Source organism: Pseudomonas moorei (assembly GCF_008801475.1).
In the GTDB taxonomy this organism is placed as follows: Bacteria; Pseudomonadota; Gammaproteobacteria; order Pseudomonadales; family Pseudomonadaceae; genus Aquipseudomonas; species Aquipseudomonas moorei.
Map to the genome: position 1 here is coordinate 24,238 of NZ_VZPP01000017.1, position 18,161 is coordinate 42,398.

General features: G+C 59.1%; 14 protein-coding genes and 1 pseudogene. 9 read left to right on the top strand and 6 right to left on the bottom strand.

The features are described 5' to 3' along the window. Nucleotides 1-43 precede the first annotated feature (43 nt). From F7R06_RS26645 to F7R06_RS26655, 3 genes are all read right to left on the bottom strand, one after another. Nucleotides 44-1,168: an ABC transporter ATP-binding protein gene (locus tag F7R06_RS26645; protein ID WP_090325695.1), complete on the bottom strand. Its 1,125-nt coding sequence runs from the start codon at nucleotides 1,166-1,168 to the stop codon at nucleotides 44-46. Nucleotides 1,169-1,487: 319 nt separating this feature from the next. Next, on the bottom strand, nucleotides 1,488-2,117 hold the full coding sequence (locus tag F7R06_RS26650; protein WP_090325697.1) for a response regulator: 630 nt from the start codon (nucleotides 2,115-2,117) through the stop codon (nucleotides 1,488-1,490). Then, a complete protein-coding gene (locus tag F7R06_RS26655; protein WP_090325699.1) occupies nucleotides 2,118-4,517 on the bottom strand; it encodes a PAS domain-containing sensor histidine kinase in 2,400 nt (799 codons plus the stop codon). 73 nt (nucleotides 4,518-4,590) lie between these two features. On the opposite strand from F7R06_RS26655, the gene F7R06_RS26660 reads away from it, so the two are divergent. Further along, on the top strand, nucleotides 4,591-5,583 hold the full coding sequence (locus F7R06_RS26660; RefSeq protein WP_090325701.1) for an alpha/beta hydrolase family protein: 993 nt from the start codon (nucleotides 4,591-4,593) through the stop codon (nucleotides 5,581-5,583). 98 nt (nucleotides 5,584-5,681) lie between these two features. Here F7R06_RS26660 and F7R06_RS26665 read toward each other — a convergent pair whose 3' ends face one another. From F7R06_RS26665 to F7R06_RS26675, 3 genes are read right to left on the bottom strand one after another with little or no spacing between them, the layout of a single operon-like run. Next, nucleotides 5,682-6,446, bottom strand: coding sequence for a DnaJ domain-containing protein (locus F7R06_RS26665; RefSeq protein WP_090325703.1), 765 nt, complete (start codon nucleotides 6,444-6,446; stop codon nucleotides 5,682-5,684). 1 nt (nucleotide 6,447) lies between these two features. Then, complete coding sequence (gene murU / locus F7R06_RS26670; RefSeq protein ID WP_090325704.1) at nucleotides 6,448-7,119, bottom strand: N-acetylmuramate alpha-1-phosphate uridylyltransferase MurU; 672 nt, start codon at nucleotides 7,117-7,119, stop codon at nucleotides 6,448-6,450. After that, on the bottom strand, nucleotides 7,116-8,135 hold the full coding sequence (locus F7R06_RS26675) for an aminoglycoside phosphotransferase family protein (RefSeq protein ID WP_090325707.1): 1,020 nt from the start codon (nucleotides 8,133-8,135) through the stop codon (nucleotides 7,116-7,118). Before F7R06_RS26675 ends, murU begins: the two co-directional genes overlap by 4 nt. Nucleotides 8,136-8,265: 130 nt before the next feature. Here F7R06_RS26675 and F7R06_RS26680 point away from each other — a divergent pair, with 130 nt between their 5' ends. The 8 genes and pseudogenes from F7R06_RS26680 (at nucleotide 8,266) to F7R06_RS26715 (ending at nucleotide 18,140) form a co-directional block, all read left to right on the top strand. Continuing rightward, nucleotides 8,266-11,064, top strand: coding sequence for an LPS-assembly protein LptD (locus tag F7R06_RS26680; RefSeq protein ID WP_090325709.1), 2,799 nt, complete (start codon nucleotides 8,266-8,268; stop codon nucleotides 11,062-11,064). Then, nucleotides 11,039-12,361, top strand: a complete 1,323-nt coding sequence (surA, locus tag F7R06_RS26685) for a peptidylprolyl isomerase SurA (RefSeq protein WP_174552489.1) — start codon at nucleotides 11,039-11,041, stop codon at nucleotides 12,359-12,361. Before F7R06_RS26680 ends, surA begins: the two co-directional genes overlap by 26 nt. Beyond that, nucleotides 12,358-13,347, top strand: a complete 990-nt coding sequence (gene pdxA, locus F7R06_RS26690; protein ID WP_090325711.1) for a 4-hydroxythreonine-4-phosphate dehydrogenase PdxA — start codon at nucleotides 12,358-12,360, stop codon at nucleotides 13,345-13,347. Before surA ends, pdxA begins: the two co-directional genes overlap by 4 nt. Further along, nucleotides 13,344-14,162 carry a 16S rRNA (adenine(1518)-N(6)/adenine(1519)-N(6))-dimethyltransferase RsmA gene (gene rsmA, locus F7R06_RS26695; RefSeq protein WP_090325713.1) on the top strand — a complete coding sequence of 273 codons (819 nt, stop codon included), beginning with the start codon at nucleotides 13,344-13,346 and terminating at the stop codon, nucleotides 14,160-14,162. Before pdxA ends, rsmA begins: the two co-directional genes overlap by 4 nt. A 123-nt stretch (nucleotides 14,163-14,285) precedes the next feature. After that, on the top strand, nucleotides 14,286-14,666 hold the full coding sequence (gene apaG, locus F7R06_RS26700) for a Co2+/Mg2+ efflux protein ApaG (protein WP_090325715.1): 381 nt from the start codon (nucleotides 14,286-14,288) through the stop codon (nucleotides 14,664-14,666). Continuing rightward, a pseudogene (locus F7R06_RS26705) lies at nucleotides 14,666-15,558 on the top strand (symmetrical bis(5'-nucleosyl)-tetraphosphatase). Before apaG ends, F7R06_RS26705 begins: the two are co-directional and overlap by 1 nt. Nucleotides 15,559-15,591: 33 nt before the next feature. Then, nucleotides 15,592-15,921: a thiosulfate sulfurtransferase GlpE gene (gene glpE / locus F7R06_RS26710; protein ID WP_090325716.1), complete on the top strand. Its 330-nt coding sequence runs from the start codon at nucleotides 15,592-15,594 to the stop codon at nucleotides 15,919-15,921. A 296-nt stretch (nucleotides 15,922-16,217) separates the two neighbouring features. Next, on the top strand, nucleotides 16,218-18,140 hold the full coding sequence (locus F7R06_RS26715; protein ID WP_047534149.1) for a PrkA family serine protein kinase: 1,923 nt from the start codon (nucleotides 16,218-16,220) through the stop codon (nucleotides 18,138-18,140). The last annotated feature ends 21 nt before the right edge of the window (nucleotides 18,141-18,161 follow it).

The window sequence follows — 18,161 nt, forward strand, 5'->3', positions numbered from 1 at the left end:
GTTCTCTCCACGTGCAGGGTTGGTGTTGTTGAAGCCAGGGCGATCAATTCGCCTCTAGAAGGGGATCGAGCGCGCGAACGTGCTCGACCTGCCAGCCAAGCGGTACCACATCACCCACCGCCAGCGCGGGATCGAGCTCGGCAATCGGTTGTTTCACGAAGAAGTCGGTCTTGCCACAGACTTCCAGGCGAACCCGGACGTGGTCGCCCAGATAGATGAATTCCGCCACCCTTCCGGAGAAGCGGTTGGTGCAGGACTCGCTGGAGCCATTGAGGCTCACGCGCTCCGGGCGAATGGACAAGGTCACCGGCTCGCCGGTCCGGCCGACATTCACCGCCAGCGCTTCAACTTTTTCACCACGCCCCAGTTCCACCACGCAGCGGTCGCCGGTCTGACTGTGCAAACGGCCATTGAGTCGGTTGTTCTCGCCGATGAAGTTGGCGACGAAGGTATTTTTCGGCTCTTCGTAGAGCGTGCGCGGCGGCGCGATCTGCTGGATTTCACCTTGATGGAATACCGCCACGCGGTCGGACATGGTCAGGGCTTCGCCCTGGTCGTGGGTCACGTAGACCACGGTCACGCCCAGACGCTGGTGCAGGTGTTTGATTTCCATCTGCATGTGTTCACGCAGTTGTTTGTCGAGCGCGCCAAGGGGTTCGTCCATCAGCACCAGTTGCGGCTCGAACACCAGTGCGCGGGCCAACGCCACACGCTGCTGCTGACCGCCGGACAGTTGTCCCGGGTAACGCTGAGCGAAGGCGTCGAGTTGCACCATGCTCAGCACACGCTTGACCTTGTCGCTGACATCGCTCTTGTTCATGCCGCGAACGGTCAGCGGGAACGCCAGGTTCTCGGCGACCGTCATGTGCGGGAACAACGCGTAGTTCTGGAACACCATGCCAATGTCGCGCTTGTGCGGCGGCACGTTATTGATGGCGCGACCGGCCAGGAGGATTTCACCGGCGGTCGGGGTTTCGAAACCGGCAAGCATCATCAGGCTGGTGGTCTTGCCGGAACCGGACGGCCCGAGCAGGGTGAGGAATTCGCCTTTGCGAATATCCAGGTTGAGGTCTTTGACGATCAGGTTCTCGCCGTCGTAGCTCTTTTGCACTCCACGAAAGCTGACCAGAACATCATTGGCCCCTGCGCTTGAATCGACCTGGCTCATACCCACACCTTTGTTGTTGATGACTGCTGTGGACTAAGCCTAGTGGACGCTGGAGACCACGCAAATCGGGGTGCAGGAGAGAATCGCCTCAGACGGATGGAAGGTTGGGGGTAGGGATTGCCCTACAAGGATGGCGCGTTTTGGCATACGCAGCGGCAAGCTGTCAGCTACAAGCCACGGGCGACGGCAAAAGCTTTTTGGCGCGATGTCGTAAATGGATATGGCGTCGCGTTATTCCTGTAGGAACCAGCTTGCTGGCGAAAGGATCTCAAGTACGCCATCGCCAGCAAGCTGGCTCCCACAAAGAATTTTGGCGCTTTTAGAGGAGCTTGTGCTCCATCGCGTATTTCACCAGTTCCGCCAGGGAGGTGATGTTGAGTTTCTGCATCAGCCGCGCCTTGTGGGTGCTGATGGTTTTGCTGCTCAACGCCAATTGCTGGGCGATGTCGTTGACGTTCGCCCCCTGGGCAAGGCGCTCGAACACTGAAAACTCACGCTCCGACAACAGCGAGTGCAGGGGGCGCGAATCGGTCAGGCCGACTTCGAAAACCATCCGGTCGGCCAGTTCCGGATCGATATAGCGTCCACCGGCCGCCACCCGGCGGATAGCCGTCAGCAACAGGGCCGGATCGCTGTCCTTGGTGGCGTAGCCAGCAGCGCCGACCTTCAACGCCCGGGCCGCCATTTGCGCTTCATCGTGCATCGACAACACCAGGATCACCGGTGGATTGTTCAGCGCACGTATGCGTGGAATCGCTTCCAGGCCGTTTACGCCCGGCATGGAGATATCCAGCAGGACCACTTCGCAGGGTACATGTCGCAAAGTCTCGAGCAATTGTTCGCCATTGCTCGCCTCCCCTACCACGAGCAAGTCCTTGGCCAGGCCGATCAATTGCTTGATGCCTTCGCGGACGATGGTATGGTCTTCGGCTACCAGTACACGGATCACTCACTTCTCCTCATCCAGCGGCACTCGCACGATCAGGGTCGTGCCCTCGCCCGGCTCACTCTCAAGCGACAACTGGCCGCCCATGATCAGCACCCGTTCGCGCATGCCCACCACGCCAAAGGAAGTCTGCCTGCCAGCAACTGCGACGAATCCTACGCCATCATCGCTGACGGTCAGACAGAGCTCGTTGCCATCAAGGGCCAGTGTCAGTTCGACAGTATGCGCCTGGGCATGGCGCATGACATTGGTCAGTGCTTCCTGAAGGATACGAAACAGGCCAATCGCCTTGGCATCACTGAGCACCGGCAAATTGTCCGGCACCTGCACCAGACACGGAATCTGTGTGCGCGCCTCAAAGCGACGGGCCTGCCATTCAATGGCCGAGGCAATCCCGGCATCGAGAATCGGTGGCCGTAATGCTGTCGCCACATCACGTACCAACTGGAACAACTGAGCAATCAGGCGCTTCATGCTGTTCAAGCGCTCGTTCAGCCCGGGGTCGAGTTGGGCGTAGGCCAGCTCACACATGGACGTCTCCAGCTTGAGCACGGTCAGCATCTGACCCAGCTCGTCGTGAACTTCCCGGGCAATGCGCGCCTTTTCCTCTTCACGCACGCTTTCCAGGTGCGCGGACAGCTCCCGCAACTGCTCCCGGGAACTGGCCAACTCCAGTTCGATGCGCTTGCTCTCGCTGATGTCCCAGACAATACCGTCCCAAACATAGGCACCGTCCTTGAGCCGCCGGGTAATCGCCTTGATCTCCGCCCAGCGTTGCTCGCCTTGACGGGTCAGGATTCGCCCTTGCCATGACCAGTCGCTATCGGTGTCCAGCGCATGGTCCTGGGTCTGGTGATAGCTGGCCTTGTCATCCGGATGCACCAGACTGCGCAGACCTTTGTCACGGTGGGCCAGGGTGGCCGGGGAATAACCCACCAGCTTCTCGCTGCCTTCGCTGATGTAGGCAAAGTCGATCTGGCCTGTCACCGGTGCCCGCTCCAGACGAAAGACCAATCCGGGCACATTCGCCGCGATCCCTTGCAGCCGCGCTTCACTTTCCTGCAACGCGGCCAGGGCGCGACGACGCTCGGTGACGTCAGTGAGGTAAACCACCAGGTATTCGCCGTCGCGAAACCGCAGGAAGCTCAACGAAACATCAGCCGGCAGGATGCTGCCATCGGCCCGCAAGCAATTGGTTTCGAAACTTTGCGGGGCGTCATCACTGGCCCTGGCGAGTTTCCACAGGTTCAACCAGCGATCCATGTGCAAGCCCGGCTCGAAGTCGATCAAGGGTCGGTCGATGATTCCCCCCGACACATAGCCCAACATGGTTTCGGCCGCGCGGTTGGCATAACGCACGTGACTGTCCCAATTGACCCAGAGAATGCCCACAGTGCTCTGGTCGATGGAAAACTGCGTCAGGCGCAAGGCTTCTTCGCTGGCGGCACGCAAGGCAATATCTTCCTGCGCGGCCGCCAGTCGTTGTTCCAGGCTGTGTTGCTGGCGCCGCTGCCAGAACACGATGGCCATGCTGCTCAGCGCCAGCACCAGCAACAGCAGGCAAAGGTTTTGCCAGAAACCCGGAGATTCGGTGAGCCGGGGGTACTTGGGTTGCAGCCATTGGTTGTGCAGGTTCTCCAGATCCTTGGCCGGAATCGCCCGCAATGCGCTCTCGACGATGCCGGCCAGCTCCGGCCGGTCGCGCCGCGTCGCGATCCGCAGCAGTTGCGGCAAGCCTATGTCGCCCACGACGACCAGCCCGGCGAATTCCGGTTCGACGGACAGTCGCCCCAATTGCGCCTCATCGACGATGGCGTAGGCCGCTTGCTGACTCAACAACAATTGCAGCGCCTGTCGCTCCACCGGAACGCCCTGCAGGTTCAAATGCGGATAGTTGCTGCGCAGGTAATCGGCAGTGGCGCTGGGCATGCGAATGGCAACGCGGGTCTGGCTGTCGAGTTTTTCCAGCTCGACCGACCCGGTGCCTTTCTGGTCGCTGACCACCAATTGAGGCACCCGCATGTACGGGTCGGAAAACTGCCAGAGGCGCAGCCCACCGGGCGTTTGGGTCAGTCCTGGCGCGATATCGATTTCGCCCTCGCGCGCAGCCGCTTCAAGTTGCTCGATGTCGGGAAAGTTACGCCAACTCAGCTCGACCTTGAGTGACTTGGCCAGCCATTTCATCAGCTCGACGTTAACCCCGGACAGTCGCTGCAAACGGCGATCGTAGAGTGCGTAAGGCGCTTGCAACACCAGCCCGACCCGCAGCTCTCCTTGCTGGGCCAGCCACTGTTGCTGCTTGGGTGACAAGGTTGCAACGTGCGCCGGTGGCATGACTGCCGCCCAGCCCATCAAGGGAAACCACAAACAGCCGATAACCCACAGGCAGCGAAAACGCATCATCGAACTCTCACACACTGACAAATACTGACCAACCCATTAGGCTGCCGGAATTACTTCTGGCCTGGAATATCCGATGCCCCCTGTCTACCGCCTGGCACTGCCAGCATTGTGCCTGTCGCTGATCCTGCCTTGCGCTTTTTCCGTCGAAGCTGCCGACCCGGCACCCGCCGCCACGCAAAAGCCCGCCGAAGAAAAACCGGTCGAGCGCCAGCCCTTGCCTGAGCGTAGTCAGGAAGAAGCGACCGCACTCGAGCGGAAAATCCCGGCCCAGGAACAGCAACAACTGCAAGCAGGCAGCGATTCTTTCCTGGCCTTGTGGAAACCGGCCAATACCGCCGAACCCAAAGGCGCGGTAATTATCATCCCAGGCGCGGGCGAAACCGTTGACTGGCCTCAAGCGATCGGTCCTTTGCGGCGCAACTTGCCGAACGCAGCGTGGAGCAGCCTGAGTATCACCTTGCCGGACCTGCAAAGCGATGCCATTGCACCGCGTATCGTCGAAGTGCCACCAGTCCCCAAGGCGGCGGACACCGGCAGCAAGGATTCGACCACCGCAGCGCCCATTGAACAGGCCGCTGGCGGCGAAGCGGATGTGGCCGACAAGGCCATCGCCGAAACCACCGAAGAACAGGCCAAGGCCGACGCCGAGCGGATCTTCGCCCGTATCGATGCCGCTATCGCGTTCGCCGAACAGCAAAGCGCGCGCAGCATTGTGGTATTGGGGCATGGTACGGGGGCCTACTGGGCCGCACGGTATCTGAGTGAAAAACAGACATCGCAGGTCGAGCGATTCGTGATGGTTGCCGCGCAGACGCCGGTTCAAGCGAAACCCGCGCTGGATGAACTCACGCCAACCCTGAAACTGCCTACCGCCGATATTTACTACATGGACAAACCACTGGATCGCAACGCGGCGCTTGCCCGCTTGCAGGCCAGCAAACGCTTGAAGGCTTCGGCGTTCAGCCAGGTTTCACTCAAGGCGTTACCGGGTAATGCCAAGGCAGAACAGGAGCAGTTAGTGCGCCGGGTTCGGGGTTGGTTGAATCCTCAGCCTGTGGCGAACTGAGTGACCGAGCCGCCAACGCCTGCAGCAAAACGCAAATCCTGCAGGCGCTGGCTGGCCAGCGATGGCGGCGGCGCTCGCCCTACAAACCGTTGCCGCTATCAAAAATCCCTCCGCTGACGAATCAGCATATAAGCGCCATGCAATTCACGGGTCTTCTCGGTCGCTTCGCGGACCTGCTGCTCCGTTGCGCCGTTGCCGGCAACCTTGTCCGGATGATGACGACTGAGCAGGCGGCGATAGGCACGCTTGATCTGCGCCGGCTCGGTGGTGGCTGACACGCCCAACAACCGCATGGCGTCTTGATAGGTGGCTGCTTTATTCGCCACCGACCGCTTCTGCGGCTCATAGTCCGCCGCCAACGCCTGCACCTGATACGACCGCCAGCCCAGCCACCGCCCCCATTGGGCAATCAACTCCCGCTCACGGGTGCCGGCCCGACCGTCCGCCCAGATCATCCGCCAACAGGCGCGCAACACCCCTTCTGCCGCATGGGGTTGAGCACTCAAGCGGCGCAGATAACCACGCAACCGATCGTTGCCCGACTTGCCGCGATTGAATGCCGCTATCGCCCGACGCTGAGCCGATTCATTCATCTCCAGCGCACGCATTTCCTGCCGCGCCTGCTGGATATGGCCATCCATTACCTGCCCGTCACTCTTGGCCAATCGCCCCAACAATACAAACAACAGTTCATCATTGCGCAGCGTCGGGCGACCACCGAGCTTTTCCAGCAAGTGCCCCCAGCTCTGCAAGTGCAGGCGCCGGTCCAGCGCCTGCCCCAACAACGCACCCAGCAAGGCCCCCGGAATGCTGGCAATGGCAAAACCCGCTCCGGCTCCAATCAGAGTCCCTGGCCATAGCATGTCAGCGTCTCGCTTCAATCAAGGTTTCTGCTTGCGCCAATCGTTCATGAGTTCCGACATCGACCCACTGCCCGTTCAGCCGTTCGCCGGAGACTTGCCCGTTCGCCATTGCCGTGCGCAGCAACGGCGCAAGCTTGAACGCCCCGGCAGAGCACCCTTCGAACAACTGCGGGTGCAGCACTGCAATACCACTGTAGGTCAAGGTGGCAACGTCCGGTTGAGCGTCGCGGACCTGCCCGTCGATCAACTGGAAGTCCCCGGCCGGATGGTGGTCCGGGTTGTTCGCCAGCACCAGGTGAGCCAGACCGGCAATCGGCTGATGCAACACGCTGAAGTCGTAATCGGTCCAGATATCGCCGTTGACCACCACGAACGCCTCATCACCCAACAACGGCAATGCGCGGAAAATCCCGCCTCCCGTTTCCAGCGGCTCCCCTTCCGGCGAGTATTGAATGTGCACGCCGTACCGCGAGCCATCGCCCAGATAGTCTTCGATCTGCTGACCCAGCCAGGCATGGTTGATCACGATCTCGGTAAACCCTGCCGCGGCGAGCGCGCGCAGGTGATACTCGATCAAGGGCACACCGCCTGCGCGAATCAGCGGTTTAGGCGTGGTCAGCGTCAGCGGGCGCATGCGCTCGCCTTTACCCGCTGCCAGAATCATTGCCTTCATGCCGTCACTCCAGCGCGCAGACTGGCCAGCAACACGTCCAGTTCAGCCAACTCCGGACGACGCGCGATCACCTCATCTATATAAGCAAAGAAACGCGGCACATCGGCCAGGTAACGTGGCTTGCCGTCGCGGTGACAGATACGGGCGAAGATGCCGATCACTTTCAGGTGACGCTGCACACCCATCAAGTCACTGGCGCGCAGGAAATCTTCGAAGTCGGGTTGAACCGGAATATTCAACGCCGCGGCCTGCTGCCAGTAACTTTCCAGCCAGCCACGCACGCGCGCCTCGGGCCAACTGAGAAAGGCATCCTTGAACAGACAAGTCACGTCATAAGTAACCGGGCCGTAAACGGCATCCTGGAAATCCAGCACACCGGGATTCGGCTCGCTGAGCATCAGATTGCGTGGCATGTAGTCGCGATGTACGAGGACCTTCGGCTGAGCCAGGGCGCTGTCGATCAACAGATCGCTGACCTGCTGCCAAAGCACTTGCTGCGCGGCGTCGAATTCGATGCCCAGCTCGCGTTTCACGTACCACTCCGGGAACAGCTCAAGTTCGCGTCGCAGCAGCGCCACATCATAACTGGGCAGCGGCGCAACCATCGGCAGCTGCTGAAACGCCAGCAGTGCTTGCAAGGCATCGGCGAACAAATCGTCGGCATTTTCGCTGTCGATTACGTCCAGATAGGTCTTGTTACCCAGGTCATTGAGCAAAAGAAAACCGCGCTCGAGGTCCTCGGCATAAATTTTCGGCACGTTAATTCCGGATTTCGCCAGCAAAAATGCAATATCCACGAAGGGTTTGCAGTTTTCCTGAGGCGGTGGCGCATCCATCACAATGAAACTTTTACCCGCGCCTTCCCAGCGAAAATACCGCCGGAAACTCGCGTCACTACTGGCGGCGGTCAACGTGGCCGGGGGGACGGCACCCCAGCCTTGCTCTGCATACAGGATCGCCAATTGCTCATCGAGCCAAACTTTCAGGTGTTGCAAACGTACATCTTGGTCAGGCATTGCAAGGGTCTCCGACGGCGCTAGCCGTCAAGCGGGTCATGCTTTATTATCCAGCATCTTTTTCAGACCATCGAGAGGCGTGCGGCCCACACCGCGGGCAGATGGCACGCAGGAAGCCCGGACTAATAAGATGGCATTGAAATCCCCCGCGTTTCGTAAAAAATTTCCGTTGTTGGTAACCGGCAGCATGCTGGCCTTGCAACCTCTAGCCACTTCCTACGTGGTCGCCGCGGAACAGTATGACTGCTCAGTCTCTGCTTCGGGTGCCTGGGCCTGTGCGCCAAAATCTCCAGCAGCGGCTTTGCCACCACGTCCAGTGCATGAAGGCAGTGCCGTCAGCGCCACTGGCGAGGCCCCTGCACAGGAAGGTACCAGCGCAGAAACCGGCGCCAAGCCCGCGCTCGTCACCGAGTCCGAGGGTCGCGGTCTGAAGTCGCGTAGCGAAGACTACAGCCACCTCGACTGGGTTCCACGCGATCAGCTCACAGCAGCACAATTGGCCGAAACCGGTCCTTACTGCTCTGGTTCCTATATCGAACCGATTCGTCCTGGCATGAATGACAAGACGAATAAAAGTGACGCACCAACCTTTATCGGCGCGAAAGCCTCTCGCTACAAGCAGGATGAGCAAATTGCCACCCTGGCCGGCGACGTGGTCATGCGCCAGGGCAGCATGCAGGTCGAAGCCGACGAAGCCAGCCTTTACCAGGCCGAGAGCCGTGGCGAACTGAATGGCAATGTGCGCATTCGCGACAATGGCGCACTGATCGTGGGCGACCATGCCGATGTTCAGCTCGACACAGGCGAGGCCAAGGTCGATAACGCCGAATACGTGATGCACAAGTCCCGTATCCGCGGTAACGCGCTATACGCCAAACGTGCCGAAAACGCGATCATCCGCCTCAAGGATGGTACGTACACCACGTGTGAACCGAACAGCAACGCCTGGCAACTCAAGGGCAACAACATCACCTTGAACCCGGCCACCGGTTTCGGTACTGCGACCAACGTGACATTGCGGGTCAAGGACATTCCGGTCCTGTACACGCCTTACATCTACTTCCCGATCGATGACCGTCGCCAGTCCGGCTTCCTGCCGCCAACAATCGGCACCGGCACTGATACCGGCTTCATGCTGGTGACACCGTATTACTTCAACCTGGCACCGAACTACGATGCCACGTTGTACCCGCGCTACATGAGCAAACGCGGCCTGTTGATGGAGGGCGAATTCCGCTACCTGACCAAGTCCAGCGAAGGTCAGTTCGGTGCTGCGTACCTCAATGACGACGACACCGAACGCAGCAAGCAGACCGATTACACAAAAGACCGCTACATGTATAACTGGCAGCACAAGGGTGGTCTGGATTCGCGAGTCTTCACGCAAGTCGATTACACCAAGATCAGCGATCCTTATTACTTCCAGGATCTGCAGACCGACCAGATTGGTGTGAAAAGTGCTGATTACGTGAACCAACAAGGTTCCGTCACCTATCGGGGTGACAGCTACACCGCGCGCGTGAATGCCCAGGCTTACGAGCTTGCAACCGTTTCGAACATCACCCCGTATGACCGTCTGCCGCAAATCACCTTCGATGGTGCGCTGCCTTATCATCCGAACGGCCTGGATTTCACTTACAACACTGAAGTCGTGCGGTTTGATCGTGACCTGAAAAATGGCACGTTCACCGATGTGGACGGCAACGTGTCGCCACGACTGGATACCAACGTTCAAGGTCTGGCGCGCGCTAACGGCGATCGCCTCAATCTTGCACCGGCCGTCAGCCTGCCGCTGAACTGGACCTACGGCTTCCTCAAGCCGACTCTTAAGTACCAGTACACCCAGTATCAACTGGATCTCGACAGCATCGGCAAAAGCCAGATTGCCGCGCAGTCCGCAGAACAGGATCAGCTGAACGGAACCTTCGGCAGCACCCAGAATCGTGGCGTGCCGATCGCCAGCATCGACAGCGGCCTGTATTTCGATCGCAACACCCAATGGTTCGGCAAGAACTATCGCCAGACCCTTGAACCCCGTCTCTACTACCTCTATGTCCCAGAGAAGGATCAACAAGACATTCCGGTATTCGACACCGGTGAATACACCTTCAACTATGCGTCGTTGTTCCGTGACAACCGCTTCTCCGGTTCCGACCGTGTCGGTGACGAGAACAAGCTGTCCCTGGGCGTGACAAACCGCTGGATCGAAGACAGCGGCTTTGAACGTCAACGCATCAGCGTCGGCCAGGCCTTGTACTTCAAGGACCGTGAAGTCCAGTTGCCAGGCATTGACCCGAAAACCCGTCAGGATGCGCATTCGAACGTTTCGCCTTACGCACTGGAATACGAATATCGCTGGAACCGCGACTGGCGCACTACCGCCGATTACAACTGGGACCCGGACAGCCGCAGCCCTCGCTCGGGCAGTGCGATGTTCCACTACCAGCCTGAAGACAACCCGAACAAGGTCATCAACGCCGGCTACCGCTATCGCAATGACCAGGTCCGTTACGACCAGACAACCGGCAAGTGGTCGGTGGGCGGTGGTGACTACGGCACCCCTGGCACGCCTGGCTATGTGAAGGATTACTACAAAATCGAACAGCACGACTTCTCGGTGATCTGGCCGGTCGTGCCGCAATGGAACGCCATCAGCCGCTGGCAGTACGACTACAACCGCAACCGTACACTGGAAGCCTTCGGTGGTTTCGAGTACGACAACTGCTGCTGGAAACTGCGCCTGATCAACCGTTACTGGGTTTCCTACGACGAATTCAGTCAGGAAGCACCGCAAAACGAAAAAGGCGACCACGGCGTATTCCTACAAATCGTTCTGAAGGGACTCGGCGGCCTCACCGGCGCCAAAGTAGAGAGTTTCCTCGACAAAGGCATCCAAGGTTATCGTGAACGTGAAGACCAAGCTTTCTGATTGTCTGCGCCCGCTGCTGCTGGGCGCGCTGTTCCTGGGTACTGCGGCCAACGCCGCGGTGCAGTCCATCGACAAGGTGGTGGCTATCGTCGACAACGACGTGGTCATGCAGAGCCAACTGGACCAACGTGTCCATGAAGTTCAGCAAACCATCGCCAAGCGTGGCTCTGCCGTACCACCGGCCAGTGTGCTGGAGCAACAGGTGCTTGAGCGCCTGATCGTCGAAAACCTGCAACTGCAGATTGGCGAACGTTCCGGTATCCGTATCACCGAGGAAGAACTCAACCAGGCTGTCGGCACCATTGCTCAACGCAACAACATGTCGATCGATCAATTCCGCGCCGCGCTGACTCGCGACGGCCTGTCTTTTGACGACGCCCGCGACCAGATTCGTCGCGAGATGGTCATCAGCCGCGTGCGTCAGCGCCGTGTGGCTGAGCGCATCCAGGTCTCCGAGCAGGAAGTGAAGAACTTCCTGGCTTCGGATCTCGGCAAAATGCAGCTATCCGAAGAGTTCCGACTGGCCAACATCCTGATTCCTACGCCGGAAAGCGCCAACTCCGAGGCGATTCAGAATGCTGCCAAACAGGCTGATGCGGTTTACCAGCAACTCAAGCAAGGCGCTGACTTCGGTCAATTGGCCATCGCCAAATCCGCCAGCGAAACCGCACTGGAAGGTGGCGACATGGGCTGGCGTAAAGCCGCTCAACTGCCACCACCATTCGATCGCCTGCTGAGCACCATGGCAGTTGGCGATGTGACCCAGCCAATGCGCACACCGGGCGGCTTCATCATCCTGAAAGTCACCGACAAGCGTGGCGGCGAGACCCAGGTGCGTGACGAAGTGCATGTGCGTCACATCCTGGTCAAACCAAGCCCGATTCGCGACGAAGAAAAAACCAAGGCCCTGGCTCAGTCGCTCTATACCCGCATTGAAGCGGGCGAAGACTTCGGCGAGCTGGCAAAAAGCTACTCGGAAGACCCCGGTTCCGCCCTCAATGGCGGAGACCTGAACTGGATCGATCCGAACGTGTTGGTTCCGGAATTCCGCGAAGTCATGGCCAAGACCCCACAAGGTCAATTGTCCAAGCCATTCAAGACTCAATATGGCTGGCATGTCCTGGAAGTCCTTGGCCGCCGCGCCACCGACAACACCGCCCAGGCTCGCGAGCAGCAGGCGATGACAGTATTGCGTAATCGCAAATACGATGAAGAGCTGCAAACCTGGCTGCGTCAGATCCGTGACGAAGCGTATGTCGAAATCAAACTCCCTGGCGCGACCCAGGCCGCGCAGTGAAGCCCAAACGTTTCGCGCTGACACCCGGCGAGCCGGCCGGCATAGGTCCCGACCTGTGCCTGCTGCTTGCCTCGCAAGCCCAGCCGCACCCCCTGATTGCCATCACCAGCCGTGACCTGCTCCTTGAGCGGGCCGCGCAGCTGGGTGTGGTTGTCGACTTGCTGCCGGTCACTCCGGACAATTGGCCGGATGCCCCCGCCCCCGCCAACAGCCTGTACGTCTGGGATACACCGCTCAATGCCAAGGTCGTCGCCGGGCAACTGGACAAGGCCAATGCTGCATTCGTCCTGAAAACCCTGACCCGAGCCGGTCAAGGCTGCCTGGACGGGCACTTTGCGGGGATGATCACCGCCCCCGTGCACAAGGGCGTGATCAACGAATCCGGGATTGCCTTTTCCGGGCACACCGAATTTCTCGCCGATCTGACCCATACCGCGCAAGTGGTCATGATGCTCGCCACTCGAGGACTGCGCGTGGCCCTGGTCACCACACACCTGCCCCTTCGCGAAATAGCCGATGCGATCACGCCAGAGCGGCTGGAGCGGGTCACCCGCATTCTGCATGCCGACCTGCAACAAAAATTCGGCATTGCCCAGCCACGGATCCTGGTTTGTGGGCTAAACCCCCACGCCGGCGAAGGTGGACACCTGGGCCATGAAGAAATCGACATTATCGAACCCACATTAGAGCGCCTGCGCGGCGAAGGCATGGACCTGCGTGGCCCCCTGCCCGCCGACACTCTGTTTACCCCCAAATATCTGGAGCACTGCGACGCAGTGCTGGCGATGTACCACGACCAGGGCCTGCCTGTGCTGAAATACAAAGGCTTTGGCGCAGCAGTCAATGTGACCCTCGGCTTGCCGATCATCCGCACTTCGGTCGATCACGGCACTGCGCTTGATCTGGCCGGCAGCGGCAAAATCGATACCGGCAGCCTGCAAGTCGCCCTGGAAACCGCCTATCAGATGGCCGAGACCCGTTTATGACCGAGCAATACCAACACCGGGCGCGCAAGCGCTTCGGCCAGAACTTTCTGCACGATGCCGGCGTCATCGACCGCATCCTGCGCTCCATCCACGCCAAACCCGATGACCGCATGCTGGAAATCGGCCCAGGCCAGGGTGCATTGACCGAAGGCCTGCTCAACAGCGGCGCGCAACTTGACGTGGTGGAACTGGACAAGGATCTGATCCCGATCCTTAACCAGCAGTTCGCCGGCAAGAGCAACTTCAACCTGCACCAGGGCGACGCGCTTAAGTTCGACTTCAACAGCCTGAACGCTGCTCCCGGCAGCCTGCGTGTGGTTGGCAACTTGCCGTACAACATCTCTACCCCGCTGATTTTCCACCTGCTGCACAACTCCCATCTGATTCGCGACATGCACTTCATGCTGCAAAAAGAAGTGGTCGAGCGTCTGGCAGCAGGCCCGGGTGGTGGTGATTGGGGTCGATTGTCGATCATGGTCCAGTATCACTGTCGGGTGGAGCATCTGTTCAACGTTGGCCCGGGCGCGTTCAATCCACCGCCGAAAGTCGATTCGGCCATCGTGCGACTGGTGCCCCACGCGGTGCTGCCGCACCCCGCCAAAGACCACCGGCTGCTTGAACGCGTCGTACGCGAAGCCTTCAACCAGCGCCGCAAAACCTTGCGCAATACCCTCAAGCTGCTGCTGAGCAATGCCGAAATCGAAGCCGCTGGCGTCGATGGCAGCCTGCGTCCCGAGCAGCTCGATCTGGCCGCCTTCGTGCGCCTGGCCGACAAGCTCAGCGAACAAGTCCTACAGAAGCCTGCCGGTATCTGACAGACCCGACGCGTTATCGGATAGGACACCAGCGCCCATGTCTGGTTTACTATCCGATACTTGGCCTAGACTGATCTCCATCAGCTAAGCCCCGCGTTCCGCTTCGTTTTTAAGGCCTCTTGCATGTCCGATCCTCGTTATCAGGTCGACGTCAGCGTCGTCACCCGCTATCTGGCAGAACAATCGCAACCTGAACAAGACCGCTTTGCCTTCGCCTACACCATTACCGTGCAAAACAATGGCGAGTTACCCGCCAAACTGTTGTCACGCCACTGGGTGATCACCGATGGCGACGGGCATGTCGAAGAGGTTCGCGGTGCGGGTGTGGTCGGCCAGCAACCGTTGATCGCGGCAGGCCAAAGCCACACCTACAGCAGCGGAACCGTCATGACTACCAAAGTCGGAACCATGCAGGGCAGCTATCAAATGATTGCCGATGACGGTACGCACTTCGACGCCATCATCGCCCCGTTTCGCCTTGCGGTACCCGGGGCCTTGCACTAATGGCGACTTACGCTATCGGAGACCTGCAAGGTTGCCTTGAAGCGATGCAGTGCCTGCTCAAAAAAGTCGCCTTCGATCCGGCTAAGGATCGCCTGTGGCTGGTAGGCGACCTGGTCAATCGTGGCCCGCAGTCACTGGAGACCCTGCGCTTCCTCTATAGCATCCGCGAATCGCTGGTGTGCGTGCTCGGCAACCATGACCTGCACTTACTGGCCGCCGGTCAGAACATCGAACGTCTGAAAAAAGCCGACACCCTGCGCGAGATCATTGAAGCGCCCGATAGCACCGATTTGCTGGACTGGCTGCGCCAACAAAAACTCATGCACTACGACGAGCAACGCAACGTGGCGCTGGTGCATGCAGGCATACCACCCCAATGGTCGCTACGCAAAGCCTTGAAATACGCCGCCGAGGTTGAGGCCGCCCTGCGCGACGACAACCTGTTCCCACCCTATCTCGATGGCATGTACGGCAACGATCCGGCGAAATGGGACAGCGACCTCAAAGGCGTGACTCGCCTGAGGGTGATCACCAACTATTTCACTCGCATGCGCTTCTGCACCGCCGACGGCAAACTCGACCTCAAGAGCAAGGAAGGGCTCGAATCAGCGCCGCCCGGTTATAAACCCTGGTTCCAGCACAAAGAACGCAAGACCAAGGACCTGAAGATCATCTTTGGCCACTGGGCGGCACTGGAAGGCAAGGTAGAGGAGCCAGGCATATCCGCCCTCGACACCGGCTGCGTTTGGGGCGGCGCCCTGACCCTGATGAATGTCGATACGGGCGAACGCCTGTCCTGCAAGTGCGATGAACATGGCCATGCCGCCGTGCCGCCGTGCCGCCAGTCGCCTTAACCATTCCCGAAACATCGCCAGCCAGCGCCCCGCGCTAGACTGCCCATTCAGCCGAGCCAAAGGAGCCCGACATGAACGAATTCAAACGCATCCCCCCGGAACAGGCCCAAGCCCTGCGCGAAAAAGGCGCAGTGGTGGTCGATATCCGTGATCCCGGTACCTACGCCGCGCTGCACATCAGTGGCTCGAAGCATCTGGACAACCATTCGATCTCGGATTTCATCCGCGCCGCCGACCTCGACGCACCGACCGTGGTGGTCTGCTACCACGGCAACTCCAGCCAAAGCGCTGCCGCCTACCTGATCAGCCAGGGCTTTTCTGACGTCTACAGCATGGATGGCGGTTTCGAGCTGTGGCGTGCGACTTTTCCTTCGGAAACGGCGCAAGGCACTTGCGAATAATTTTTTTGTAACACGCAAGCCCCGGCCCCCGCGGGCTAGCGCGGTGGCAGACGAACGGTCTGCCACAACTAATTGCGTATCTCGCCTTTACCTCCCGAATTCCCAACTATCCTTAAGCGCAGGCCATCCAAAACAGGGGAGAGCCGGTACACCGGCGCACGGGTCATCGGGAGTAGCTTTCGGAGTCGTCAGCTTCGAGAGATTTCTGGGGGGTAAACAGCAACTGCCTGTTCGGTTGCTGCCAGCATCGACTGAGTGATCCGGCGTCGGCTCCACGTATCGAGCGAGGTGACGTCATGAGTATCTTTAGCCACTTCCAACAACGCTTCGAGTCCACACGCCAGGAAGAACTCACGCTGCAAGAGTATCTTGAGCTGTGCAAAAAGGACCGCAGCGCCTACGCTTCCGCCGCCGAGCGTCTGCTACTGGCCATCGGTGAACCGGAACTGCTCGACACTTCGACCAATTCGAGGCTGTCGCGAATCTTCTCCAACAAGGTCATCCGTCGCTATCCGGCCTTTGAAGACTTCCACGGGATGGAAGAATGCATCGACCAGATCGTGTCGTATTTCCGCCACGCCGCTCAGGGCCTGGAAGAGAAGAAACAAATCCTCTATCTGCTCGGCCCTGTAGGCGGCGGTAAATCGTCCCTGGCCGAGAAGCTGAAACAACTGATCGAAAAAGTGCCCTTCTACGCCATCAAGGGCTCGCCGGTTTTCGAATCGCCTCTGGGTCTGTTCAACGCCACTGAAGATGGCGCGATCCTTGAGGAAGACTTCGGCATTCCACGGCGCTACCTCAATACCATCATGTCGCCGTGGGCCACCAAACGCCTGGCCGAATTCGGCGGTGATATCAGCCAGTTCCGCGTGGTGAAACTCTACCCATCGATCCTCAACCAGATCGCCGTGGCCAAAACCGAGCCGGGAGATGAAAACAACCAGGACATCTCGGCACTGGTGGGCAAGGTCGATATCCGCAAACTGGAAGAATTTCCACAAAACGACGCCGACGCCTACAGCTACTCGGGCGCACTGTGCCGGGCCAACCAGGGCCTGATGGAGTTCGTCGAAATGTTCAAGGCACCGATCAAGGTGCTGCACCCATTGCTGACGGCAACCCAGGAAGGCAACTACAACAGTACCGAAGGTCTTGGCGCGATTCCGTTCACCGGGATCCTGCTGGCCCACTCCAACGAATCGGAATGGCACACCTTCCGTAACAACAAGAACAACGAAGCGTTCATCGACCGGATCTACATCGTCAAAGTGCCGTACTGCCTGCGGGTCAGCGACGAAGTGAAGATCTACGACAAACTGCTGTTCAACAGCTCGCTGGCCAAGGCCCATTGCGCGCCCGACACCCTGAAGATGCTCGCCCAGTTCACTGTGCTTTCTCGCCTCAAGGAGCCGGAAAACTCCAACATCTACTCCAAAATGCGCGTGTACGACGGCGAAAACCTCAAGGACACCGATCCGAAGGCCAAGTCGATCCAGGAATACCGCGACAATGCCGGTGTCGATGAAGGCATGAACGGTCTTTCGACCCGTTTCGCATTCAAAATCCTGTCGAAGGTCTTCAACTTCGACCCGCACGAAATTGCCGCCAACCCGGTGCACTTGCTCTACGTGCTGGAACAACAGATCGAACAGGAACAATTCCAGGCAGAAACCCGCGAACGCTACCTGCGTTTCCTCAAGGAATACCTGGCACCGCGTTACATCGAATTCATCGGCAAGGAGATCCAGACCGCTTACCTCGAGTCTTACAGCGAGTACGGCCAGAACATCTTCGACCGCTACGTGCTGTACGCCGACTTCTGGATTCAGGATCAGGAATACCGCGATCCGGAAACCGGCGAAATCCTCAACCGCGTGGCACTCAACGAGGAGCTGGAGAAAATCGAAAAACCGGCCGGTATCAGCAATCCGAAGGATTTCCGCAACGAAATCGTCAACTTCGTACTGCGTGCCCGAGCCAACAACAACGGCAAGAACCCAACCTGGCTCAGCTACGAAAAACTGCGGGTGGTCATCGAGAAGAAAATGTTCTCCAACACCGAGGACCTGCTGCCGGTCATCAGCTTCAATGCCAAGGCCAGCAAAGAGGACCAGCAGAAACACAACGACTTCGTCACACGGATGGTCGAGCGGGGCTACACCGACAAACAGGTACGACTGCTGTCCGAGTGGTACCTGCGGGTCAGAAAATCACAATAACCCGCTGCCGGTCAGACCGGT